We start from the raw sequence: 24,131 nt of genomic DNA on the forward strand, positions 1-24,131 counted from the left end.
ATCTCGACAAGGATGTGAGGGGGTCGATGCGGACGATCAAACAGATCATCGCGGCGCGCGCATCAGAGATCGTCGAAGCGTGGGCCAGCGAAGCGAACAGGACAGCGGCGGCGCGGGGGCTGGCGAGCCCCGAGCTGACGAACATGATGCCCAAGTACGTGCGGACGCTCGCGCGCGGATGGGACGGGGAGGAAGTGCGCCGCGAGCGAGACGAGCTCATCGAGAGCCATCTGTCCTCCCGCTTGCGTGCTGGCTTCAGCCTCGAGGAGGCGCTGGAGGAGTTCGCCGTCCTCGGGCGTGCGATCGTGCGCACCTGGGCCATCGCAGCCGCCGAAGAGCAGCCGAGCCTGGAGGAGATCGATCGCCTCTTCGCCGAGATCCACGCCCGTTCCGTGTTCATAGCGCGAGCGTTCCGGCAACACCTCCTGGAGGACGAGCAAACCGAGAAGCGCTACCTGCGGCTGCTCCATGACCCGTTCTTGCAGCCTTTCGGCGGAGAGGCGCCCCTGTCGTCGGTGCGCTTGAGGAAGGTCCTCGAGGTCGTCATGGAGTCGATGGACGCCGATACGGCTGCGCTGCTGTTGCACGACATCAGGACCGGGAAGCTGGAGATGGTCGCCTCGGTGGGCCTGGCCGATGAGCCGCTCGTCGAGTACGTGCGAGCCGTCGACGCATCGTCCTTCGCAGGCGCCGTCGCCTTGCAGGACTATGCGATGTCGATGCGCGACGTGGGGACCACGTTGCTCGACGTGCCGGATAGACTCCGGCACAGCGGCATCCATTCGCTGCTCGGCATCCGTCTTCCGCCGCAGCGTTCTCTCATGGGTGTCGTGTACATCGGCCTCCGTGAAAAGCGGACGTTCACCGCCCGTGAGACGCGGCGCATCGCGGCGGTCGGCGAGCGGCTCGCGCTCCACCTCGATAACGCCAGACTCTACACGGAGCTGCTCGATCAGCTCGGTGCCGTGCGCGCCGCGCGCGAGCTGCGAAACCAGTTCGTCTCGGTCCTGGCGCACGATCTCCGCGGTCCGCTGTCGGCAGCGAGGATGGCTGCGACGCTGCTCGCCGCGCAGCCGGACGCGGGCGGGCCCGTCGTCGCGAAGCGGGTCGAGGTCGTCGTCCGCAACCTGGATCGGGCGGATCGCATGGTGACCGATCTGCTCGACGCCGATCGGATTCACGCCGGCCGGCGTCTCTCGGTCACGCTGGAGGAGTGCAACCTGAGCGAGCTCGGCCGCGAGCTCGTCGACGAGATCGCGGCCGATCACCCTGGCCGCATCGTGCTGCATGCAGACGAGGGTGTCCGAGGGATCTGGGGTGCCTCGGAGCTGCGACGCGCGCTCTGGAACCTGATCTCGAACGCGCTGAAGTACGGCGCGAACGACGCGCCGATCGCCGTCGCCATCGCGAAGCTGCGGGACGGGGTCGAGATGAGCGTGCACAACGAGGGCGCGCCGATCCCGCCGGAGGCGCAAGAGACGCTGTTCGATCCGTTCATGCGCGCCGCAGGCGAGCACCGCGCGCACGGATGGGGCCTCGGTCTGATGCTGGTACGCGCCTGCGCCGAAGCCCACGGCGGGAGCGTCCATGTGGACAGCGCTCCCGGTCGCGGCACGACGTTCACGATGCGGCTGCCAGCGGACGCGCGGCCGGCCCAGGGCTGGACGTGAGGCGTTCTGCTCGTCGCCATCGGCCGCGTTGAACAGGCAACCAGCTGCGCCGGCTCTCGGAGATCGAGCCGGGGCGCGTCTCCGCCGAGCGAGCACAAGCGGGCCGGTCCGTTTAGCTCGATTCCTGAGCGATTTCTCTGGATCAAGGACGAGTTGATCTGGTTCTTTGAGTCAATTCTCTGGATGTGGCTCTCAATCGTCTGGTTGTGAGAGCCGATTCTCTTGATGTGGCTCTCGACAGTCTAGGTGCGAGAGCGGATTCTCTGGATGTGGCCTGATTTTACCCGGATAGCTGAGATGTTTTTCTATATTTCAGCGGGTTTTGTCTTGTTTCTGGGCCAGGATGTCTCGGTTCCTGGTACCCACGCCCCCGTCGCACCTCGCCGACAGCCGTCGGGCTGCCGCGCGCCGCCGGCATGAGCACCGGGACGGCCAGGCGCTGCTGTATCCTGGGACGAACCCAGCGCGCCTGGTGATCGCAGGAGGGGACCCATGGGGGACAACGGGAACACAGGGCTCGGCGCCCCCGAGCTCGCGTCGAACGAGGTGTTGAGAGCGGTCGCGGCGGGCGCGGCGACGCTCGCGCAGGGAGCGCACGGCGACGGCGTGCGCGCCCTGCAAGAGGCGCTCGGCGCGATCGGCGAGGCGATGAAGGCCGACGGCTCGTTCGGGCCGAAGACGCACGCCGCCATCGTCGCGCTGCAAGCCGGGGAGGGCCTGCCGCAGACGGGCATCGTCGACGCCGCGACGATCGCCGCCCTCGACAGGCGCCTCGGGGCCCGGCGTGCGCAGCCGCTCGAGGAGGCCCTGGCCAGGGCCGCGGGGCTCAGCCCGGAGGAGGTGGCGGCGCTCGGCCGCAAGCCGTCCGCGGTCCAGGCGTCGGCCGCGGCCTCGCGCCACGATCAGGGCTATTTCACGGACGCGAAGGGGCTCCCGCGGGTCGTGCCCGGGGCCGAGCCGGACCCGGACACGCCGCCGCCCGCCGTGGACTCCGTCGGCGACAGGCCCGCGACCGCCGCTGCTGGCGCGCTCGCCGCCGAGCGGAGCGCGCGCCTCGACGAGGTCCGGCGCGCGCTACGGGGCGACGCGCGCGCGCTGGCCGCGCTCGACAGGCTGCTCGCCGCGGGCCGGCTGCACGCGGGGGCGCTCCTGCCAAACCTCGCGACCATGGCGGGCGTCCGGCGCGACGGCAGGCTCGTGCTCGAGGGCGGCATCGATCCGCACCTCGTGCTCGCGCAGGCGATCCGGCACGTGGACAACCCGCTGCGCGTCAAGCAGGGGGCGCGCCACGGCACCTGCGGCGCGGGGACGATGGAGTACGTCCTGCTGCGCGCCGATCCGGCCGAGTTCACGCGGCTCCTCGACGGGATCACGCGGGAGGCGGGCGAGGTGACGCTCCGCTCCGGCCGCGTGCTCAGGATGCCGCGCAACGCGATCTCGCGCGACGCCTCGGGCCGCATCGACATCGACCGGCTGTTCCAGTCCGCGCTCATGAACCACGCGACCCTGATGAGCTGGATCTTCGACTACGACAACCCCGAGGACAACGACACGTTCTGGGCTGCTCTGAGGGGCGACTCGCGCGTCCCGCTCGGCAATTTCACGAGCCTGTTCCAGGACCTCATGGGCGGCAGCTACACGAGCGTGTCGGCGCTGCTGCGCAGCGGCGCGTCCGTCGCTGACGATGTCGCCGGGGCCCTGGGGCGCGGGGAGAAGGTGCCGATTCTTCTGAAATGGGAAGGTGGTTATCACTGGGTCGCGGGCGAGAAGATCGAGCGTGGGGCGGACGGCGCGCCTGCGTCGGTGATCCTGCGCAACCCTGCGGGTTCGGACAGCTGCCAGGGGATCCCGCCCCGCGCGCCGCTGCCGGAGGGGTGCGGGCGGTTTCGAATGAAGTACGCCGATCTCGCCGCGCATATCCACGGCGCGAGCATCAGGGGGTGAACCTCGCGGGGAGGGGAGCGCCGCGGGCCACGGCGTCAGGGCATGTACTTGATACCGATGTTCATCTCGAGGAACCGCGACAGGAACGAGGCCGTCGACAGGTTCTCGAGCTCGCGCGGCTGGTCCCACCAGTACGCGTACGTCGTATGCTCGCCGCCCGGCTCCGCGATGGCGACCGTCGTGCGCCACGACGCGCCCGCTGCCAGCGCGAGCTTGCGCGTCAGGAACGGCGCCCCGAACAGGAGATCCAGCCTCGGGTTGAGGAAGTTTGCCCAGGGGCGGCTCGAATGCCGGTAATTGACGTCGGCCTTGCGCAAGGCAAACTCCTGGAACGGCGCGACCGCATCCACGAACGCCAGGTCGGCGCCGATGTAGACGCGGTTCGTGTACCAGAAGTGCCCCCTGAGTGAGAGCGCCTCGACGCTGGGCGTATACCGGAAGCCGTTTCCGTCACTCTCGTTGATGTACGCGCTGTTCCAGGACAGGCGCAAGGCGAAGTCCGGCACCAGAACATTGCTCCGGTACCACCGCGTACGGAAAATCGGCCGGTTCATCCCGCCGATTTGGCCTGTCGACCGGACGATATCAAGGATGCTCTGCCGGAGCGCGACGCGCACCTCGACGCTCACCGCGCCGTCATCGACCGCGTCGATGGAGTAACTCGCAAAGCGGAGGGCGAAGGTGCAATAGATCTTGCGATCGCCTTTACACAACTCGGATTCTTCGGAGTTGAGCGGCTTGAGGATCCGACCGAGCATCTCCCAGTAGTCCTTGACGTCCGCGAGGCGAGCGAGCTCGTCGAGCAGCGCCGACGGTTCGAACATGCAATCGGGATCCTTTTGGCCCTGGGCTCGCAGCTTGCAAAGCGGCCCTGCAGCGCCAGCCATCCGCCGGAGGTTGCCCATCGCGGAGGTGCCACTGGTCCGCAGGCTCCACAGAATTTTCACGCGCTGCAAGGAAGCAGCGACCTCGCGCACCTGCTCCAGTTTGCCAAGCAACCCGACGTAGACGTTCGGATCCGAGGTAGAGCTCGCGATCTGCGTGTTGAGGCGCTTGAGGCTCTCCTGGTCGCTGGCAGGCAGGAGAGGCGGCAATGTCCCAGGCGGCGGGGCCAGCGGCGCGGGTGCCGCAGCCGTGGCCCCGGCGAGAAGGTTCAGGTTGCCATCGGCCATCAGAGCGCGGACATGCGCCTCGATGGTCTCCACCACCTCTGCGACGAGCTGCCGGTCCCCGAGCAGCGCCTTCGTGGCGCTGTCTTGCAAGAGCGGCTCCTTGACCGACAGACGGTAAATCGCGTCCGAGATCGCCAGAGCCACGACCGTAGGGACCCGGTCGAGCGCCGACCGCTCCCTTCCATCGAGCGAATCTCGCGTGATTCGACCCAGGGTGCAAGCCATCTCATATTCAATGGCTTCCGGCGCAGGCAACGGTTGCTGAGACGCAGCCAGCGGCTGCCCGCTGAGAAACGGAAGAGCGTCACAGATGTCGAGCGCCGTCCATTGCGCGTCTCCGCGCTTGATGTCCGCTGGATCCGGCGCTGTCTTGCGTTCGCCCAGCTGATTCGCAGGAGATCCCTTCTCCGTGTTCCCTTCAGCGTCTTCCTCGTCCTTCTCCGCGATGCTCTGGCACTGCGCGTCCATGTCCTCCTTCTTCAAGTTCTGGTCAGGACGCGTCAGTATGCTGAAGACTTCCTTCAGATCGACCTTTTTCTTCTGTCCACTTCCGGCATCCGCGTTCTTCTGCAGGATCTCATTGGAATGTAGATACAGTACGACCACCGCGTTCGCCAGGAGACCATTGATCTCGCTGCGGAGCGTGTTGCGTATCGACCCAAACTGGCCTCGATACGCCTGGCCGAAGGTCCTCGGGAAATACTTCAGGAGCCCATGGTACTTTGCATAGCAGGCCATCTTGGGGACGGCTGTCTTTCGTATCTCCTCCTCGATGAGATCCTCCACGAGCGATCGGGTGTCTTCGTAGACTGCCTCGGTGAAGTCGGCGCTCGAAGTCCTTGGGACGGCCATGACGGAGAGCGTCATGCAGAGGCCGAGAAACACTCCGTGGAGCTTCGCGGGCGGTCGGGTAGTTCGATCTGGCATTGCAATGGTCTCCTGACGAGGGATCGGACGCCAGTCCATTCTCGCTGTCAAGGCGGCCCGAGCCGCGAGAGCCCGAGCTGTCACTCGGGCACGCGGCCGTCGAACGGACGCAGTCCCTCTTGATGCTGAGGTAAACTGTCGACCCAACGCTACGCTTTTAGGAGCGAGGCGGATCGCGCGAGCGACCCTCTGTCCCCTGAGTCGGGCGTGGTGATCCGCTCTTGACACGGCTGACTTGCTCCGCATTGGCGGCGCCAGAAATCAAGAGATGTTCGCTGTCGAAACGCGCCTGCCTCCGAAGCGTACGCCACCTCGAAATGGCGCTTCGGGGTGCCGCCGGGGTCCGCGGCGCCGGTGCCGGCTCTCTCGATGGCTCGCAACCCGAGCGTGGCGAGCTCACACGCTCTCCATCCCGGCTCGGCAGGGTAGCCGAAGCGCGGGGGCCCACGCCCCGTAGCTCCTTGGCGCGCGGATGCAGGCGCGGTGGTGCACCGGATGGCGGCGGAGAGCCGCGAGCGGTGCGGGTGTGCACGCGAGGAAGGTGACGATGGCCCGCGGGGCTCCCCCGTCGTACCCTGGCCCCTGCGCCCATGGATCTCTACCCCTCGCTCCTTCAGATCGTGAGGATCCTCCTCTCGGAGGACGACGACGCGAAGGCCCCCGAGCTCGTGCTCCGCCGCGTCCTCGAGGCGACGGGCGCCGACCGCGGCTTCATCGTCGTCCGGGAGGACGGCTCCTACGAGCAGAAGTTCGCGGTCCACTTCGACAAGGCGAAGATCTCCGACAAGGAGCGCAAGTTCAGCCGCGGCCTCGTGCGGCAGGCCATCGAGACGCGGCAGATCGTCCACCTCTCCAGGGACGCCGACGAGCCGCGCGCCTCGCTCCTCAAGAGCCTCGAGGAGTCGGGCGCGTCCGCTGCGCTCGTGGCGCCCCTCGCCCACGGCGCCGACGTCTATGGCGCGGTCTACGTGGAGTACAGGTCCCGGGCCGCCAGCGACGAGGCGCTCCGCTTCGTCGCGGAGTTCGCCGAGCTCGCAGGGCTCTTCCTCAAGCGGGCCAGCGAGCGCGAGGCGCTGCGCCGACGGAGCCAGCGCCTAGAGCGCGATCTCTTCGCCCGCTACGACTTCGAGGGCATCGTCACGCAGGACGCCAGGATGCTCGCGCTCCTCAAGACGGTCGCGCAGGTGGCCGACTCGGACGCGACCGTTCTCGTGCGCGGGGAGACGGGCACCGGCAAGGAGCTCATCGCCCGCGCGCTCCACGTGAACAGCCCGCGGCGCAGCAAGGCCTGCGTCACGCTGCACACCTCGGCGCTGCCGGGCACCATCCTCGAGTCGGAGCTCTTCGGGCACGTCAAAGGCGCGTTCACCGGGGCCGACCGGGACCGCGTCGGGCGGGTCGCGTCGGCGCAGGGAGGCACGCTCTTCCTCGACGAGGTCGCGGAGATCGCGCCCGACGTGCAGGCGAAGCTCCTGCGCTTCCTGCAGTTCGGAGAGATCCAGCGCGTGGGCTCCGACCGGACCGACAAGGTCGATGTCCGCGTGATCGCGGCGACCCACCAGGATCTGCCGGCGCTCGTCGAGGCAGGGAAGTTCCGGCGCGATCTGTACTTCCGGCTCAAGGTGATCGAGATCGAGATCCCGCCGCTGCGCGAGCGCGCGAGCGATGTCCCGCTCCTCGTCGAGCATTTCCTCCGCACCTGCTGGAAGCGCCCCGGCGAGCGGCCCCGCTTCACGGAGCGCGCCGCGCGGGCGCTCCGCGAGCATGTTTATCCGGGCAACGTGCGCGAGCTCGCCCACGTTGTGGAGCGCGCGTGCATCCTGGCGGCGGGGCCGGAGCTCGACGTGGATCTGCTGCCGTCCGACGTGGCTCAGCCAGCAGGCCCCGGGCCGCTGGCGCCGCGCTTCTCGCGGCTCTCCGCCGACGAGCTCGATGCGGCGCGCGAGGCGGGCGTCGCCGAGCTGGAGCGCGCGTTCCTCGTGGCGCTGATGGATCGGCACGGGGGGAACGTGTCGCAGGCGGCGCGGGAATCCGGGTTCAACCGGACCTACCTGCAGAAGCTCCTGGCGAAGCACCGGGTCGCCGGCGCAGGCGGCCGGCGCCCTGCCTTCGATGGGTGACGGACGCCGCCGGCTTTTGAACCGCCAAGGTGCCAAGGACGCCAAGGGGAGAGGGGGGAGGTGGCCGTCCGGGCATCCCCCCTATTCTCCACAGCTTTCGAGAGCCTTCTCGCGTTTCAGTGCCTGCGGCGGCGCGTGAAGAGGGCGCCCAGGGCCACGAGGGCCGCGAAGCCGCTCCCGCTATTTCCCGCGGATCCGCGTGCGGCGCGGCAGCCGTCGCCCGGCTCTTCGCCGTCGTCGGAGCCGCCGGTGCCGCTCACGCCACCCATACCGCCCTGACCGCCGGAGCCGGCCATTCCACCGGCGCCACCTGCGCTTCCGCCCGCGCCTGGGCTTCCGCCGGAGCCGCCGGAGCCGCCCATTCCGCCGGACCCGCCGGCGCCTGGGCTTCCGCCGGAGCCGCCCATTCCGCCGGAGCCGCCGGCGCCTGCGCTTCCGCCGGAGCCGCCGGAGCCGCCCATTCCGCCGGACCCGCCCGCGCCCGCGCTTCCGCCGCTGCCCTCCGGGGTGACGCCGCCCTCGTAAATCTCCGTGCTTCCATGCGCCTCGGGGTCGCCGTCCCCGGACGAGCAACCTCCCAGCAACCCCCCGAAGACGAGGACGCGATTGCCATCGAGCAGCACGGACGACGGAGAGCTGCGTAGCCTGCTCAGGTTCGGCACCATCGACCAGCCATTCGTCACGGGATCGTACACCGCGGCGCTCCGGAGGTCGCACTGGCTGCCGCCCGTCCATTCCGTGCCGCCCGCGATGAGCACCATTCCGTTTCCGAGCAGCGTGGCCGTATGACGTCGGCGCGCGACGTCCAGGGGCCCGGTCACCTTCCAGTCATTCGTCGCCGGGTCGTAGACCTGCGCGTGCGGGACGTGCGGCGCGCCCATGACCAGCACCCGACCATCACCGAGCAGCGTCGCCGTGAAATCGGCGGGCGGCATGAGCAACGCCTGCGTCGGCGTCCAGGTGTTCGAGGCCGGGTCATACCGATCGGCGCCGTTGCCGCTCACCACGAGCACGCCGCCGTCGAGCAGCCTCGTCGCCTGGTGCCCGGAATGCGCGAAGGTCAGCGTCCCCGCCGGCGAGAACGTCCCCGTGGCCGGGTCGTAGAGCTCCGCCGTCGCCGGATTGCCAGCGCCGCCGCTCACCAGCACCTTCCCGTTGTGCAAGAGGACCGCCGAGTGCCCCGAGCGCGAGACGCCGAGCGAGCCCGTCGCGTCCCAGGATTTCGTCGTCGGATCGTAGAGCTCGGCGACCGCCGTCCCGCCGCCCACGACGAGGATACGATCGTCGGGGAGCCGCGAGAGAGCGACGCTCGGATCGTGGTGCGCGACCATGGCGCCGGTGAGCGTCCACGTATTGCTCGCCGGATCGTAGGCCTCGGCCGTCGACGGAGAATCACCGCCCACGACGAGGATCTCGCCGGTCGAGACCCGGATCGACGCGGGCTTGCGGCGCGCCTGCGAGAGCGACGCGACGCCGCCCCAGGCGTTCGTCGCCGGATCGTAGAGGTCCGCGGACAGGGTGTCGTTCCAGTCGTTGTCGTACCCGCCGGCCACGAGCACGCGGCCATCGGCGAGCTCGGCCCACGTGCCGTCTTGCCGCGGCACGGGCATGTTCCCGGCCGGCGTCCACGGGGACTGGCAGCCGACCGGCAACGCCCCGACGCAAGCGCCCGCCTGGCAGACGCCGTTCGCCGTGCAGCCGTCGGCGCTGCCGCAAACGGCTCCGCTCAGCGGCGTGCAGGTGCCATTCGCCGACGCGCCCGCGCTCACCGCGCACGCGTCACACGAGCCCGCGTCACACGCGGCATCGCAGCAGACACCGTCGACGCAGAAGCCGCTCGCGCATTCGCCCGCGAAGAGGCAGGAATCGCCCTGGGCCGCGAGGGTGAGCCGCTCGACGGTCGCGCTCCCGCCGCCGGCCACGAGCACCCGCCCGCCTGCGAGCGCCGTGGCGGTGTGGCGGCTCCGGTCCATGTTCAGGTACTTGCCGAGCGACCACCTCCCGCTCGCCGGATCGTAGACCTCCGTGAGCGCGCCGCCGCCGGCGACCAGCACCCGGCCATCGGCGAGCGGCGTGGCCGTGTGGTTGTGGTGGGTGACGTTCATCGGCGTCGCCGTCGTCCAGGTATCGCTCGCCGGATCGTAGAGCGCCGCGCTGCGGTTCGTGGAGGAGAACCCCTCACCACCATAATCGGTGTAGCCGCCGGCGACGAGCACCTTGCCATTCGCGAGGAGCGTCGCGGTGTGCCCTTCCCGATTCTGGATCGAGCCCGCGGCGGTCCACGTGCCCGTCATCGGATCGTAGATCTCCGCGCTGCCGATGGGGTCACCGGATGCGTCCACCCCGGCCACCACGAGGACCTTGCCGTTCGGCAGGAGCGTGGCCGTGTGGGAGGAGCGCACCTGCGCCAGCGGGCCCGCGTCGGTCCACGTATTCATGACGGGATCGTAGATCTCGCTCGAGCCCATCACCCACTCTTCGAACTCGCCGGCTGCCACGAGGATCCGGCCATCGGGCAGGAGCGTCGCGGTGTGGCGTTCGCGCGGCGTGACGAGCGGCGCGGCGAGCGTCCATGCATCCGCGGCGGGGTCGTAGATCTCCACGACCTCGGTCACGCCGCCGGCCACGACGACCCTGCCGTCCGGGAGGAGCGTCGCGGTGTGGCCGGTGTGCCGCGTGCTCATCGGCGCGACGAGCTCCCATGTATTCGTGGCGGGGTCGTACACCTCGGCCGTCTCGCTCGCTCCGCCGGCCACGAGGACCTTCCCGTCGAGCAAACGTGTCGCCGTGTGCCTGCTCCGGGCGACGTTCATCGGCGGCGCCATGTCCCAGCGCGGCGCCGTGAGCGCGGCGACAGCCGCCCCGATGCCTTGCTCCTCCACGCGGCTTCGCGGGGTATCGGCGTCATCGCATCCGAGCGCCGCAGCGAGCGGCGCGACGAGGAGGACGGGGGCGAAGCGGCGCAAGAACGAGGCGGAACGCATGCCCGACGATAGCAATCTCGATGTTCTGGCTGTCAAGAAAAATGGGCTCTTCCGTGGAAGCTGTGAGTGCATGGTTCGAACAAGGGTATAACGACTTGCGACCACGCGATGGATACCCTGCCTCACCCTCACCTCGCCAAGGTCGATGACGATCGCGAGCTCGAGACTCGAGACTCGAGAGCCGCGGGTGGGTGAGGGCCTGCGCGGCCCCCCTTTCACCGAGCGCCGCCGTGCTCCGCGAGCCACCCGTTCACCGCCGTGACCGCGCGCTTCGCGTACTCCCCCTCTTCGGCCGCATAGGCGTCGCGCGCCTGGGTCGCGAGCTCGACCGCCCGCGCCCGGTCCCGCGCCGAGCCCCAGAGCGCCCGGGCCGCGTGGAAGCGCGTATCCGCGAGCTCGATCGGCGAGACGCCTTCGCCCTTCGCCGCATAGATGGCGAGCGCCCGCTCGGCGAACGGGCGCGCCTTTTCCGGCTCGCCCTTCTCGTTGTAGGCGCTGGCGATCCCGGTGAGCATCGACGCGACCGCGTGCGAGCTCGGGCCCACGGCCTTCTCCTGGATCGCCGCGGCGCGCTCGAGGCGCACAAGGCCCTCGGCGTACCTCTTCTGCGCGACGAGCGCGCTCCCCAGGTTGGCGAGCGACGCGGCCACGCTCGCGTGATCGGGGCCGAGCGCCTTCTCGCGGATCGCGAGCGACCGCTCGTAATAGGGCGTCGCCTCCGCGAACTTCTGCTGCATCTCCAGGACGGCCCCGATGTTGTTGAGCGATGACGCCACGTCGGCGTGATCGGGGCCGAGCGCCTTCTCCCGGATGGCGAGCACCCGCTCGTGAGCACGCCTGGCAGCGTCGGTCTCCCCGAGCATGACGAGCGCAATGCCGAGGTTGTTGACGGAGGCCGCCAGGAACGGGTGATCGGGGCCGAGCGCCGTCTCCTGGATGGCGATGGCGCGCTCGATCCGGGGCAAGGCATCTCGGTACTTGCCCTGGGTGTTGAAGAGGCGACCCAGGCTGTTGAGCGTGAGCGCGACGCTCGGATGAGCGGCGCCCAGCGTCTCCTCCCGGACGGCGAGCGCTCGCGTGTAGGCGCGCTCCGCGTCGTCGAACCGCTCGAGGTGGAGGAGGACGGTGCCCAGGCGGCTCCACGTCGTCGCGACCTCGGGATGCTTCGGGCCAAGGGCCTTCTCGAGGCCGGCCAGGGCGCGCTCGACGTGCTGCGCTGCCTCGCCGTACTTCCCCTGCTCGTCGAGGACGCTGCCCAGCGTGCCGAGCAGCCGCGCGCTCGCCAGCGCGTCGCCCCCCGTCCGCTCGACCGCGCCCTCGGCGGCCAGCTGCAGCGCGAGCGCGTCGGCGTGCCGGCCCTGCAGATAGCCGACCACGTAGATGAGCTGCGGCCACGCCTCCGCCGCGAGGGCGTCGTCCCTGGCCCGCGCCGCCGCGCGCAGCGCCTCGCGGAGCGCCGCCTCCGCGGCCGGGGCGTCGTGCGCGTCCCGCGCCGCGCGCCCGAGCATCAACAGCGCCTCCGCCTCGATCTGGGCGTAATCCGTCGCGCGGGCCTCGTCGGCGAGCGGCCGCGCGAGCGCGAGCGCCTCGCCGAACTTGCCGGCCTCATCGAGGGCCCTGACCTCGGCCAGGCGACCCCGCAGCGCGTCGATGCGCGCCCGCGCCGCCGCGTCCGCGGGCGGCGGGATCGCCGCGGTCAGCGCGCCCGCGTCCGCGCAGCGCTCGAGGCCCGGGAGCGCGAGCGACGCCTCGATCGATCGATCGAGCACCCCGGCGTCCGCTCGTTGCGCGAAGAGCGCCGTGAGCGCCCCCATCTCCTGGCGGCGGCGCTCCAGGCACAGCGTCCGGAGATCGAGGAGGCTGGCCGACTGATCGCCCCTCACATGCGTGGCCTCGCACGAGTCGGCGTACATCGCGACCCACGCGCGCGCTCGATCGCCCAGCGCCTTCTCCACGCGCCGGTACGTGTCCTCCGCGTGCGGCCGCCCGGTGCCGGCGAACGCTGCCCGCACCTTGGCCATCGTCGCCTCGTCCCAGACGCCCGCGAGCCTCGCCTCACCGCCCTTGCAGAGCCTGTCCGCGGGCTGCCGCGCGAACGTGAACACGAGCAGGCCCGCGAGCGCGAGCCCCGACGCCGCGACGAGCCCGCGCTTCCACGCCGCCGCCGGATCCTTCGAGAGATCGGCGAGCAGCGCGTCCATGTCGGGGTATCGAGCGTCCCGGTCGACGGAGAGCCCGCGCTCGAGACAGCGGCGGATCCGCGCCGGCATCTCGGCCCCTCGCGGCGGCTCTCGCACCCGCCCGAGCGCCACGTTCTCGCGCAGCTCGTCGTAGGTCTTGCCGGCGAACGGACGCTCGCCCGCGAGCGCCTCCCACAGCGACACGCAGAACGCATACTGATCGGCCCGCGCGTCCGCGGCCTCTCGCCGGTGCTGCTCCGGCGCCATGTAGACGGGCGTCCCCAGGAACGAGCCCGAGCGCGTGAGCGCGGCCTCGATCCCCGCCTCCGCGCCGCCGCCGCCGGCCTCGCCCTCCGCGAGCCCCGCGAGCCCGAAATCGGTGACGCGCACGCGGCCGTCGGCGCCGACAAGGACGTTGTCGGGCTTGAAATCGCGGTGCACGAGCCCCGCGTGGTGCACCTGCGACAGCCCTTTGCCCGCCTGGAGGAAGGCCGCGACGACCTCCGCGGCGGGCCGCCGCTTCTCCGCGCAGAACGCGCGCAGCGTCCGGCCCTCGACGTGCTCCATCACAACGCGCACCTGCCCGGCCGAGGCGTCGACCTCGTGCACCGTGACGACGTTGGGGTGCTTGATCCTCGCCATGGCCTGCGCCTCGCGGACGAGCCGCGCGAGCGCCGTCGCCGCGCCCGATCGCCCCAGCACCTCGGGCCGCAGCACCTTGATCGCCACGTCGCGGCCGAGCACGTGATCGCGCGCTCGCACCACCACGCCCATGCCGCCCTCGCCGAGGTGATCGATCACCTCGAACCGGCCGAGCTTCGTCCCCGGGCGCAGATCGAGCGACGCCTCGGCCTCGGGCGGCGCCGGAGGCCCGGACGCTCCCCCGTGCGGGACGACGATCGTGCTTGCGAGCGGATCGATCGTGGCGCTCGAGGACACGTGCTCGTCGCGGGAGGTCGACTGCCTCGACGGGTGCTCCTCGGCGGTTGTGGAGCGCGGCCGCGGCTCCTCCGAGAGCAGCGCCTCGCAGCGGGTGCAACGCGGGTTGAACGGTGAGTTCTCCGCGCTGCACCCCGGGCAGATGATCACGCTCTCGCCCAGGCTCACAGGACCCTGTGTAGCATGCCGCGTCGCGGCCTGCGGTTCCTGCGTCGCCCTCTCTCGGGTGGTGGGGTGTTTTGACCAAGGTGGGTCTTTGGAACCGCCAAGGCGTCAAAACGCCAAGGGAGCCAAGAAAATCCCAACAATCTTGGCGTCTTGTGGCGCCTTGGCGGTTCCATCATCCCGGCAGGGCGGGGGAGAGGCGGCTACCAGCAGGTCGGCTGACCCTGGCAGCACCCGGGCTCCCCGGGCTCGCAGGTCTGCTCGTCGCAGTCCGCCAGGCAGGCATCCCGCTCGGCGGTGCACAACTCGCGGTCTTCGCTTTCGCTCGACGACCGGATGCAGGCCAGGAAGGACCTGACGCACCGGCCCTTGCAGTTGATCAGCTCCTGGCTCGCCTCGCCCACCTCGACGTCGGGGGACGGCTCCTCCGCGACCTCGACCTGACAGCCGAACAGGGTGAAGCTCGCCAGCAGCGACGCGAGAAGGACAGACATGGATCGTTGGGTGACGTGAGTGAACATTCGACTCTCCTCGATGGTGACCGGACAGGTGGAACAGCGATGTCGTTGACGTCGACAGGAGCTCACGGCGAATGGCCCTCTGCGCGTCGACCCGCGCGCAACGAGCATTGCCCGTGGGTTGAAGCGGCGCTGTCGGCGAGAAACGAAGCGTCCGGCGAGAGGTTTTGCAGCTGCCATGCCACGGCGAGCGGGCCGGGCGTCCGCCGGCGAGCTCCCGCGTTTGCGCCGGAATCGAGGCGCATCGTTCGCCTGATCTCCGGAGCTGAGCACGCGGCTGCCGAGCCTCCTGTCTCTCTGAAGGAGACACCTGTTCCTCGCGGAGAACAGCGCGCCGGCTCGCGGCGATCAGCCACGACGTGGGGCTCTCGGTGACCTTCGCCGCCGCCGGCACGTCTTCCCTCTACGGCAAGCAGTGCATCTCGGTCACCGCCGGCTCGCCCCCTCCGAGCCTCACCGCCAGACAGGAGTCCGTGATCGAGGACGATGAGTGCCTACAAGCTCTGGTTGTTACTCCTGCAAGAACGTCGATAGCCCATACTGCTCGAACGGGGTCAAGTAGCCGCAGGCGGCCGGCAAATCGATGTCAGAACACGAACTTGAGGTGTCCGCCCACCGTCGCGAGCACCAGCGAGTACTTCCCGTTGCCGAGGTCGTAATCCGAGCCGGTCACCGTGCGCGGCAGGATGCCCTGCACGCGGACGTCGCCCGAGAGCGACACGCGATCGCTGAGCTTCAAGACGCCCCCGACGTCCCCGATCAGCCGGTGGTTGTCGGGCGAGGCCACGTCGATCGTGCTGTCCGGCGAGGCCGCCGACTGGTACCCGACCGACGCCGTCGCCAGGAGCGACTCGCTCAGCTTGTACTTGGCGCCGATCTCCGCCCACACCGTGTCGTTCCACCTGCGCGGCAGCGTCACGGTGACGCGATCGGTGATCCCGAGCTTCGGCTGGGCGAGGTCCGGAGAGGAGGCCTCGACGACGAACGCCTCGATGTCCGAATAGAGCACGTACGAGAGGAGCCCATCGACGCTGAGCTTGTCGTTCACCCGGTAGCCGACGCCGGCGGTGAGCCGCTTGGGGAGCGTGAACGAGAGCTCCACGTCGCCCTCGACCAGCGGCTTGTAGCGCAGGCCCTGCTCGGCGAGGTCCTGCGTGAAGAACGGGTGGTCCATGTCGATGGCGAACTTGCCCTTGTACCGCATCGCCGCGCTGTGCTGGTACGTGAGGCCGAAGCGAAGGTCTTTGTTGGGATTGAAGGCCAGCCCGAGGTGGAAGGAGGCGCCGTGCGACAGGGCCTCCTTGATCGAGATGGAGCGCGCGAGGACGTCGAGCTCGCGCAGCTCGGACGGCGTGTTCGGGCCGAAGTCGTTGTCCTGCTTGAGGTAGTCGAGGCCGTCGTGGAACTCCTTGAGGCTCCCGAAGTCCTGCACCTTCGAGAGCTCCGCGAGGCCGCTGACGTAGGACACGCCGGCGCCGAGCGAGACCTGGTCGGTCAGCTTGAGCCCGGCGGCCGCCGTGAGCGACGTCGAGACGATGAACGCCTGCCGGAGCTGCCAGCGCTGCGCGCCGTCCTGGAAGCTGAGCGCCGCGGCATAAGGGACATACAGGCCGACGCCCACGGTCAGGCGGTCCGGCAGGACCGGGATCGCCAGGAAGGCGTTGCCCGTCGGCGCGATCGGCGTCGTCGACACCTCCTCGGCGCGGCCGCGCTTGCTGGCGTCGACGTTCGCCGGATCGAGCGGGAGCTTGAACTGGAGCGTGTCCGGCGTCTGGTACGTGCCGCGCCGCTCGCGCTGGTAGGTCGCGTGGCCGACGATGAGGCCCGCGCCCAGGACGAGCTCCGGCCGCTGGACCCCCGCGAGCTCGGCCGGGTTCCAGTAGACGGCCGCGGCGTCGGCCGTCGTGGGGCCCGAGAGGCCGCTCGTCACCCAGGGCGCGTCGATGCCCGAGGCGTGCGCGTCCCGCGCCGTCAGGCAGACGAGGCCTGTCGCGAGCGAGAGCGCGGCGAGTTCACGTCCTGTTCGTTGACGCGCACGGGCGCGGGCACCGGCGCGGCCGCGGGGCCGCGGGGACGGCAGAGCTCCTTGCATGAGACGGGTCCTCACGGTGGGGGGGCCGATCACTGGATCCGGGTGAGGGTGAGCGAGAGGCGATGGGGGCTCGGCTTGTCGCCGATCCTGATCTCGTAGCGGTGCCCCTCGTCGTCCGCGAAGTACAGCGTATCTCCCGCCTTGACCTCCACCTTCTCGTGGAGCGCGTCGCCGTCGATCTCCTCGGTCGTCGACACCTTCTTCTCGAGCGCGGGGTCGGAGAAGAAGCCAGGGCTCTCGTAGGCATAGTCGCGCACGCGCACGCCTTCCGCGTCCTTGCGGATGTCGTCGGGCGCGACGAAGTAGAGGTAATCCCGCTGGCCGGCGACGCCGCTCTCGGTGCTCGGCTGGTAGAGGTAGAAGTCCGCGTCGCCGGCGGCGTTGTTGTTGAGCTCGAGCGCCATGTCCTTGAGGACCGCTGGATCGCTCGCGAGGTTCTCCTTGATGCTCGCGACGAGATCCTCGGTCTTCACGCCGACCGGCACGTCGCGCAAAGTCACCTCGAGGTTGGCCTCCCCCTCGGCGAGGCCGCCGTCATGGAGCCGCGCCTGGGCCACGTCGAGGAGGATGTCCCAGAAGTAGGAAGGCGCCGGAGGCGGGTCTTCCAGGACGACGCTCTCGTCGACGCTGATCTCTGTCCATCCGCTCTCGTCGATGCAGACCTTCACGGCCTCGAAGTCGCTCGTCGAGGTGCCCGCGGGCGCGTAGCTCGAGCAGTGATCCTCGATCTGGGCCGCCCTGAGCTCACCCGCGCGGGCGAGGATGTGCTCGAACTCCCAGAGCGGCTGTTCCCACACGGGCGAGTTGCCGCGCGGCGCGGGCTCCCGGCTCGTGCCGCCCGGCAGGAGCATCGCGTTCTCGGGGATGGCCAGCGTCAGCTCGCCGATGCTCAGGTTCCTGGCGAGGTTGTCCAGAACGAGCCAGTCCTCCTGGCTGAAATCGAACAGGGTGTCTATCTGGCCGGGCGTGCTGTTGACGCTCGCGACATCGGCCATCGTGGCGTCGACCCCCTTGTACGGCAGGGCGTTGACGTCGACCCGGACCGTCATCGTGAAGTCGTCGAGGGCCGCCTTCACCCCCGAAGCGGCCTTGATGAAGCCGGGGTGCTTCGCGCCGTCCGGGTCGTCCGGATCGAGCGGCGCCGGGCCGAACTGCGCGGCGAGGCCGGCAAAGTCGGTGACGACGTCGTAGAGCGTGACGGGGATGGAGTGCGGCGCGACGGGGTAGACGCCGTCCGGGTGCTCGTCGTTCGTCGGCCCTCTCCGGTGCTGGGTGTTCGGGTGGGTGCTGACCAGGTTCTCCAGGACGGCCTGCGAGGTGATCTGGACGGGGATGAGCCGCTCGTTGCCGGCCGCGCCCGTGAGGTCCGAGAGGATCTTCGAGGTCGAGAGCCCCACGGCGTTGCCGACCCCGAGCAGGCCCTCGAGGCTCGTGCCGCGGAGGTCGGCGTTCTCCGGCGTCATGTTCAGGAGCCCGACGAGGCTCCGTGACGCGGGCGGGAGCGCCGCGATCTCCGCGGGGGGCATGTACATGACCTTGAGCAGCGCGTTCTCGATGAGCGTCGAGATGTCGAGATCGAGCAGCCATATCCCCTCGAGGGTGGGCCGCGGGATGGCCTTGAGCTCGTCGAGCGTGAGCGTCTTGGCGAAGCCCCTCGCGTCGAACCGCAGGAACTCGAGCGTGAGGGTGCGGCTCTGGCGCACGCCGAGCGCCGGCGGGGGCGGCGCCTGCTCCACCGTGACGGCATCGACGCAGCCGGGCAGCGCAGTGGAGAGCGCGGCGGCGAGCAGGGGGCCGAGCCGGGAGAGCCGGCGGGCGGCGGGGCGGGTGCGGTCTCGCGCTTCCATGATCAGAGCTTCTCCACGTCGGCGGTGATCTCCACCGGATCGTCGCTCTCGGGCACGTAGAAGCGGACCTCGTAGACGGCGCCCTCGTCGTCCTGCATGTACAGCGTGGTCTCGCCCGGCGGCAGCCTGTATTTCTCGTGCGTCGTGTCGTCGACCCCGTCGAGCTCCTTCGTCGAGACCTTGCTCGCCTCGCTGAGATCCGGGCTCGTGAAGAAGCCGGGACTTTCGTAGGTGTAGGCGCGAGGGGCCTCCGAGCTTTGATCCGAAGGCCGGAGGTCGTCCTCGGCGACGAAGAACAAGGTGGGCGCGCCGTCGGGCGCGCCGCGGCCGTAGAAGAAGTCGAGCCCGTCGTTGTTGACCCAGTACCTGCCCAGGATGATGTCGGCGATCTCTTTGGCCTGGCTCTGCAGGGTCGGGCGGAGCTCGGCCACGATCTCGTCGGCGGTCAGGCCGATGCCGACGTTGCGGAGCGCGAAGACCGGCTGGGCGGCGCCTTCCACGATGTCGGGGCTGCCCTCGCCGGTGGGATCGTGGATGGCGACCTGGCCGACCTCGGTGAGCAGCTCCCAGAAGAACTGCGACGGCGGTATCGGGGGCGGCTGGTCGGACACCAGGTCCGTGAAGGCCGTCCAGCCGCGCGGGTCGCCGTTCTGGCCGATGGTCACGCCCACCCGGCACGTCCCGCTCAGGCGGAAGTAGCACCCTGTGAAGGGCACGCGCTCGCCATACGTGAGATAAGCCGCCTTGCCCACGATGTGCTCCATCATGAATGGAGGGGTGGACCATACCGTATTGGAGCCGACCGGCATGCCCGGACGGTTCTCCTTGCAGGCTGGCTCCTCGGACTCGACGCACGCCTCCACCTCGGCGGGCAGCTCGCGCAGCGAGATGCGCATATCGATCGTCGGTGTCGGGGCGATGCCGCTGATCTGGAGCTTCTCCGGATCGGTGAAGTCGAACCGGAGCGGCGCGTCGCCGTCCCGGAGGAACATGTCACCGCCTCCCTTGGAGAGATCGACCCCCGAGACCCTGCGCAGGCCGGACTCGGCGACGACGCGCATCTGGAAGTCGGGCAGGAGGACATCGCTCTTCGTCGTGAACGTCTCATCGTCCCGCACGAGCACGCCTGGATGATCCCCGCTGGGTCCGAGCTTCTCGGACAGCGGCTGGAGATCGACCAGGGCCTCGTAGAGGCTGACAGGCATCCTCAAGCCATCTGGACTGGCGATGGCCGGGTGTGTGCCGAGCAGCTGCTGCTGGAGGGCGAGGATGAGCTTGGGTATCGGCACGAAGGGGGCCGTCCGGTTGCTGCGTACGGCGTCCGGAGCCGGCTCGACCGCCAGATCGAGGGTGATGCTGTCGGAGAGGACGTCGGCGAAGTCGAACGCGAAGGTGCCTGGATTCTCCTCGAAGATCGCCCGCAGCCCCGCGAGCGATGTCCCCGTCACGTTGGCGTTGGCGGGCGTCATGCTCAGCAGCCGGACGAGCGCGAATTCCGGGGAGCTCCGCCACTCGGCCCCGAAGCTCTGGCCGAGCTCGGTGAGCGAGCAGTTATGGCCCGGGTCCGGGCTATCGTTCTGCCATGAGGTCCCACACGCGTTCTGGATCTGCTCGAGCGCGTTCCGGAGCAGCCCGGTCGTGTCCACGTCGAGGATCGTGATCTGCTTGGCGCCGTCCTCGCCGAAGACCTGGAGCGCCTTCTGCTTGTCGAGCTCCAGCACGACGGACGGGACCTCGGCGTCGTCGATGCGCAGGCGGAACCGGTTCGGCTCCTCGATGACCGCGCCGCCGCCCTCGCCGCCCTCGCCGCCGCTCCCCCCGCCGCCCGCGGCCCCGCTGCCGCCGCCGCCTCCGTCGTCGCCGCACGCGGCGAGCGCGGCGAGCAGCACGAGGGAAGCGCCGCGGAGCGCGGCGCCGCACCGGGAGGAGAGGGCGAGCGAGAAGTGCGTCATGCGAGGGTTCCTCGTCGAGGGATCTCTCGGGATCCGCAGGAAGAGACGCCCGATGCTACCGAACTTCGAAGCGGCGGCGCGACAAAGAGTTCGTGCCGCGACGGCGCGGTGAGCTCGATCCGCGACGACGCCAGGCGCGCCAGGACACGTATCGGTGTCCTTCGGCTGTTCGTCCGCTTGTCGGTGTTCTGTCGCCGAGCTGCTCGGCACTTTCCTACGCGTCCCTGAGATCGCTCTGGACGTTCGTTGCGGGCAGGGACGGCTCACCCGACGCATCCGCCTGTGCGTTCGTCGCGGTCGCGGGCGGCGCGGCCGCGGGCGGCTCGTTCGTCGCGGTCGCCGGCGGCTCGGCCGGCGGAGCGCCGGGCGGCTCGTGCGGCGCGGCCGCGGGCGGCTCGGCGGGCGTCGCCGGCGGCGGGGGCCGCATGGAGGACGGCGCGCCCACGAGCTCGCGCGTCCGGTCGAAGAACGCGCGCAGCAGCGTGAGGCTCGGCTTGCGCTTGCCCGCCGCGATCGCGAGCACCTCCTCGCGGATCGCGGCGTTGATCGGCGTCGCGATGCCGAGCGCCGCGCCGCGCTCGACGACCTCGCCGTTCAGGAAGTCGACGGCCGGCGGGCGGCCTCGCTCGATGGCGGCGAGCATCGAGGAGCGCATGCGGCGGAAGCGCGCGCCCACCGCGAGGAGCAGCGCGTGCTTCGCGAAGAGCCCCGGCGAGCCCACGGCGGAGCGCTCGGCGTCCGTGAGCGCGATCCAGTCGAGGTCGAGCGTCCCTGCGACCTTCTCGAGGCGCACGCCGAGCGTGCGCGAGACCTGCACGGTCTCGGTCATGATCTCCAGCGCGAGGCGGCGGACGAAGCGGTGCCTGAGCAGCACGCCCAGGCGATCACCGCCGACGGTGCCGAGCGACGAGATGGCGCAGTTGATGGCGAGCTTCGACCAGCGCGCGCCGGCGAGGTTGTCCGTCACGGTCGTCGGCCCGATCGCCTCAAGGATTCGCGCGAGCTCGTCGAGGCGCGGGTCGCTCGCCCCGTCGAGCCGGCCGAGGACGAAGCCGCCGCTCGAGGTGCGGTCGTACACGCCGGGCTCCACCATCGAGGCGCCCCACGCGACGATCCCCCCGAAGGTGCGCTCCGGGCCGGCGATGCGCGCGATGCGCTCCTCGCAGAGGCCGTTCTGGAGGCAGATCATGGCGCCCGTCGGGGCGAGGTGCGCGACCGCGTTCCGCGCGGCCTCCTCGACCTGCGGCGGCTGCGTCGCCAGGAGGATGTAGTCGAAGGGGCGGGTGTCCGGGCCGAGCTCCCGCACCGCGCGGCCGCCGACCGTGCCAGGGCTCGCCTCGCCGCGCACCCGGAAGCCGATGGCGTTGATGGCGTCCGCGATGAGCGCGTTCGTCGTGAAGGCGGTGACGTCGTGGCCCTGCTCGAACAGGTACGCGGCGATGATGCCGCCGATCCCGCCGGCACCGACGACGAGCAGTCGGGGGGCGGAGGAAGCGGGGGCCACGGAGGTGCCCGGGGCAAGCTCGGCAGGTGAATCGATGAAGCTCATGAAAGATCCATTACCACCGTTGCGGCGCGGACTCGACAGCTCCCGGCGAGCGGCACGGCGGGAGCCGTGGCTCGGAAGCCGCCATGGCCGTTGCATGAGCCGTGGCAGCGGGGTCCGGATACTTCTGGGGAAGTGGTCAGCTCCAGGGTCTCAACGAGCGCCGCCGAGCCGGCGGCCGGCAGCGGCGTGGTGGTCCGGACCCTGCCGTTCGCCGGCGACGACGCCTCGATGGTCGCCGCCATGCGCGCCGGCAATCGCGCGGCGATCGCTGCCTTCTACGTGCGCTACGAGGCGCACGTCCTGCGCACGCTCATGCGCGTCCTTGGGCCCGAGCGCGAGCTCCCGGACCTGCTCCACGACGTGCTCGTGGGCGCGCTCGCGTCGCTCGACGAGCTCCGGGATCCGAGGGCGCTCAAGCCCTGGATCACGTCGATCGCCGTGTTCACGGCCCGGACGCGCATCCTGCGCCGCTCGCGGCGATCGTGGCTCAGGTTCCTGCCGTGGCACGAGCTCCCGGACGTGGAGGCGCCGACCCCCAGCGGGGAGGTGACGGAGGCGCTCCGCGCCACGTACGCCGTGCTCAACGAGCTGCCGGTCGACGAGCGGATCCCGTTCGCGCTCCGGTTCATCGGTGGAATGGAGCTCGTCGAGGTCGCGGACGCGTGCGGCGTCTCGCTGGCGACCATCAAGCGCAGGCTCGCCCGCGCCGAATCCCGCTTCACGGCGCTCGCGCGCGAGCACCCGGCGCTTTCGGACTGGATCGAAGGAGGAGCGCGATGGGGAACCCCGAAGAAGCGCTGACCCGGCTAGGACGGCGGCTGGACGAGGAGCAGGAGGAGCTCCTGCAGCGCCGCGCGCGCGATCCGGGCGCGCGCGAGCGCTTCGTCACCGCGGCGCTCGCGCTGCGTGCGACCCGTCGGCCGGCGGTCGCGAGGCCCGCGCTGGGGGCCGCCGTGCTCGCGGCGTTCGCCGCGTGCGCGCTCTTCGTCGCCCTCGCCCGGCGCCCGCTGACGTTCCAGGTGGGCGCCGGCGACGCCTCCCGGGATGTAGGTGCGGGCGCCTGGATCGCGACCTCACCCGGCCAGGTGATCCCCCTCCGGTTCTCCGACGGAACCAGCCTGCAGATCCAGCCCGAAACGAAGGTCCGGGTGGCTTCGGTCGAGGCCAACGGAGCGCGGGTCGTCCTCGAGGACGGCGCTGTCGAGGCCTCCGTGGTGCACCGGCCCGGCGCGAGATGGCTCGTCGCCAGCGGGCCGTTCGAGGTGCTCGTCACAGGCACCCGCTTCGACGTGCGCTGGAACCTGGCCACGGAGGAGCTCGTCGTGGACCTCGCGGAAGGCTCGGTCGCGGTGTCGGGGCCGATCGTCGGCGACGGCCTCGCCGTGAGAGCAGGGCAAACGCTGCGGGTGCTGCGGAAACAGGCGAGCTTCGAGCTGCGCGACAGCAACGCTCCGGAGGGCTCGCCCCGCTCCTCCGGCAGCGCTGACGCCGCCATGGTCGAGTCGCCTGGATCAGGCGGCCCGGATCGACCCCCGGAGCGCGCGCCGCCCGTCCCGAGCGCGGCCATCGTGTCGCCTCCGCGAGCCGCCTCTCCGCCGCACGCCGCGCGCCCGTCGTGGCGAGAGCTCTCCGCCTCGGGGAAGTTCAAGGAGTCCCTCGAGGCGGCAGAGCGCGAGGGGTTCCTCGATCTGTGCGACTCCGGGAGCGCCGCGGACCTCAGGAGCCTCGCGGACGCGGCGCGGCTCTCCGGCGACACGCCGCGAGCGATCGTGGCGCTCACCGCGCTCCGGCGGCGTTTCCCTGGCGACGAGCACGCCGCCGAGGCGGCCTTCCTCCTCGGGGTGATCGCGTTCGACGCGCAAGGGGAGCACGAGCGATCGGCGCAATGGTTCAGGGCGTACCTCCACGAACGGCCGCGGGGCCGCCTCGCCCGGGAAGCCGCGGGGCGGCTCATCGAGTCTCTCGAGCGATCGCGCAACCGCGCCGAGGCCCGGGGGGCCGCCCGCCGGTACCTCCAGGACTACCCGAGCGGACCGCACGCCGAGATGGCGAAGGCGATCGCCGGCGAGTGA

Annotated in this window: 13 protein-coding genes; 5 read left to right on the forward strand and 8 right to left on the reverse strand. The window is 70.4% G+C overall.

Features of this window, described 5'->3' with window-relative positions:
• Nucleotides 1–26 precede the first annotated feature (26 nt).
• Complete coding sequence (locus WMF44_RS46345; RefSeq protein WP_437296445.1) at nt 27–1,670, forward strand: ATP-binding protein; 1,644 nt, start codon at nt 27–29, stop codon at nt 1,668–1,670.
• Between the two features lie 492 nt (nt 1,671–2,162).
• A complete protein-coding gene (locus WMF44_RS46350) occupies nt 2,163–3,614 on the forward strand; it encodes a peptidoglycan-binding domain-containing protein (protein WP_437296446.1) in 1,452 nt (483 codons plus the stop codon).
• A gap of 35 nt (nt 3,615–3,649) precedes the next feature.
• Here the strand turns inward: WMF44_RS46350 and WMF44_RS46355 are convergent, their stop codons facing one another.
• Nucleotides 3,650–5,671 (reverse strand): hypothetical protein, encoded by a 2,022-nt coding sequence (locus WMF44_RS46355; protein WP_437296447.1) that lies wholly within the window; start codon nt 5,669–5,671, stop codon nt 3,650–3,652.
• A gap of 632 nt (nt 5,672–6,303) precedes the next feature.
• Here WMF44_RS46355 and WMF44_RS46360 point away from each other — a divergent pair.
• Nucleotides 6,304–7,833, forward strand: a complete 1,530-nt coding sequence (locus tag WMF44_RS46360) for a sigma-54-dependent Fis family transcriptional regulator (RefSeq protein ID WP_437296448.1) — start codon at nt 6,304–6,306, stop codon at nt 7,831–7,833.
• Nucleotides 7,834–7,949: 116 nt separating this feature from the next.
• On the opposite strand, the gene WMF44_RS46365 is transcribed toward WMF44_RS46360, so the two are convergent.
• The 7 genes from WMF44_RS46365 to WMF44_RS46395 all read right to left on the reverse strand — a co-directional run bounded on the left by WMF44_RS46365 (nt 7,950) and on the right by WMF44_RS46395 (nt 22,059).
• Nucleotides 7,950–10,817, reverse strand: a complete 2,868-nt coding sequence (locus tag WMF44_RS46365) for a kelch repeat-containing protein (protein ID WP_437296449.1) — start codon at nt 10,815–10,817, stop codon at nt 7,950–7,952.
• Nucleotides 10,818–11,032: 215 nt separating this feature from the next.
• Nucleotides 11,033–14,104 carry a tetratricopeptide repeat protein gene (locus WMF44_RS46370; protein ID WP_437296450.1) on the reverse strand — a complete coding sequence of 1,024 codons (3,072 nt, stop codon included), beginning with the start codon at nt 14,102–14,104 and terminating at the stop codon, nt 11,033–11,035.
• A gap of 200 nt (nt 14,105–14,304) precedes the next feature.
• Nucleotides 14,305–14,595 carry a hypothetical protein gene (locus tag WMF44_RS46375; protein ID WP_437296451.1) on the reverse strand — a complete coding sequence of 97 codons (291 nt, stop codon included), beginning with the start codon at nt 14,593–14,595 and terminating at the stop codon, nt 14,305–14,307.
• Nucleotides 14,596–15,205: 610 nt separating this feature from the next.
• A complete protein-coding gene (locus tag WMF44_RS46380) occupies nt 15,206–16,711 on the reverse strand; it encodes an OmpP1/FadL family transporter (RefSeq protein ID WP_437296452.1) in 1,506 nt (501 codons plus the stop codon).
• Between the two features lie 29 nt (nt 16,712–16,740).
• Nucleotides 16,741–18,558: an acetyltransferase gene (locus tag WMF44_RS46385; protein WP_437296453.1), complete on the reverse strand. Its 1,818-nt coding sequence runs from the start codon at nt 18,556–18,558 to the stop codon at nt 16,741–16,743.
• Between the two features lie 2 nt (nt 18,559–18,560).
• The gene (locus WMF44_RS46390) at nt 18,561–20,510 is read right to left on the reverse strand and encodes a hypothetical protein (protein WP_437296454.1); all 1,950 of its coding nucleotides are present in this window, start codon (nt 20,508–20,510) and stop codon (nt 18,561–18,563) included.
• Nucleotides 20,511–20,724: 214 nt separating this feature from the next.
• Nucleotides 20,725–22,059: a ketopantoate reductase family protein gene (locus tag WMF44_RS46395; protein ID WP_437296455.1), complete on the reverse strand. Its 1,335-nt coding sequence runs from the start codon at nt 22,057–22,059 to the stop codon at nt 20,725–20,727.
• Nucleotides 22,060–22,191: 132 nt separating this feature from the next.
• On the opposite strand from WMF44_RS46395, the gene WMF44_RS46400 reads away from it, so the two are divergent.
• Together WMF44_RS46400 and WMF44_RS46405 are read left to right on the forward strand one after the other, a co-directional pair.
• Nucleotides 22,192–22,860 (forward strand): RNA polymerase sigma factor, encoded by a 669-nt coding sequence (locus tag WMF44_RS46400; RefSeq protein WP_437296456.1) that lies wholly within the window; start codon nt 22,192–22,194, stop codon nt 22,858–22,860.
• Nucleotides 22,836–24,131, forward strand: a complete 1,296-nt coding sequence (locus tag WMF44_RS46405; RefSeq protein WP_437296457.1) for a FecR domain-containing protein — start codon at nt 22,836–22,838, stop codon at nt 24,129–24,131. The genes WMF44_RS46400 and WMF44_RS46405 overlap by 25 nt, the downstream gene beginning before the upstream one ends.

Source organism: Sorangium sp. So ce426 (assembly GCF_051475585.1).
Classification (GTDB): domain Bacteria; phylum Myxococcota_A; class Polyangia; order Polyangiales; family Polyangiaceae; genus Sorangium; species Sorangium cellulosum_B.

Bases quoted from the DNA above. Each gene is read 5' to 3' on its own strand.
- WMF44_RS46345 (WP_437296445.1), top strand. From the start codon at position 27: ATGCGGACGATCAAACAGATCATCGCGGCGCGCGCATCAGAGATCGTC.
- WMF44_RS46350 (WP_437296446.1), top strand. From the start codon at position 2,163: ATGGGGGACAACGGGAACACAGGGCTCGGCGCCCCCGAGCTCGCGTCG.
- WMF44_RS46360 (WP_437296448.1), top strand. From the start codon at position 6,304: ATGGATCTCTACCCCTCGCTCCTTCAGATCGTGAGGATCCTCCTCTCG.
- WMF44_RS46365 (WP_437296449.1), bottom strand. From the start codon at position 10,817: ATGCGTTCCGCCTCGTTCTTGCGCCGCTTCGCCCCCGTCCTCCTCGTC.
- WMF44_RS46375 (WP_437296451.1), bottom strand. From the start codon at position 14,595: ATGTCTGTCCTTCTCGCGTCGCTGCTGGCGAGCTTCACCCTGTTCGGC.
- WMF44_RS46380 (WP_437296452.1), bottom strand. From the start codon at position 16,711: ATGCAAGGAGCTCTGCCGTCCCCGCGGCCCCGCGGCCGCGCCGGTGCC.
- WMF44_RS46385 (WP_437296453.1), bottom strand. From the start codon at position 18,558: ATGGAAGCGCGAGACCGCACCCGCCCCGCCGCCCGCCGGCTCTCCCGG.
- WMF44_RS46390 (WP_437296454.1), bottom strand. From the start codon at position 20,510: ATGACGCACTTCTCGCTCGCCCTCTCCTCCCGGTGCGGCGCCGCGCTC.
- WMF44_RS46395 (WP_437296455.1), bottom strand. From the start codon at position 22,059: ATGAGCTTCATCGATTCACCTGCCGAGCTTGCCCCGGGCACCTCCGTG.
- WMF44_RS46405 (WP_437296457.1), top strand. From the start codon at position 22,836: ATGGGGAACCCCGAAGAAGCGCTGACCCGGCTAGGACGGCGGCTGGAC.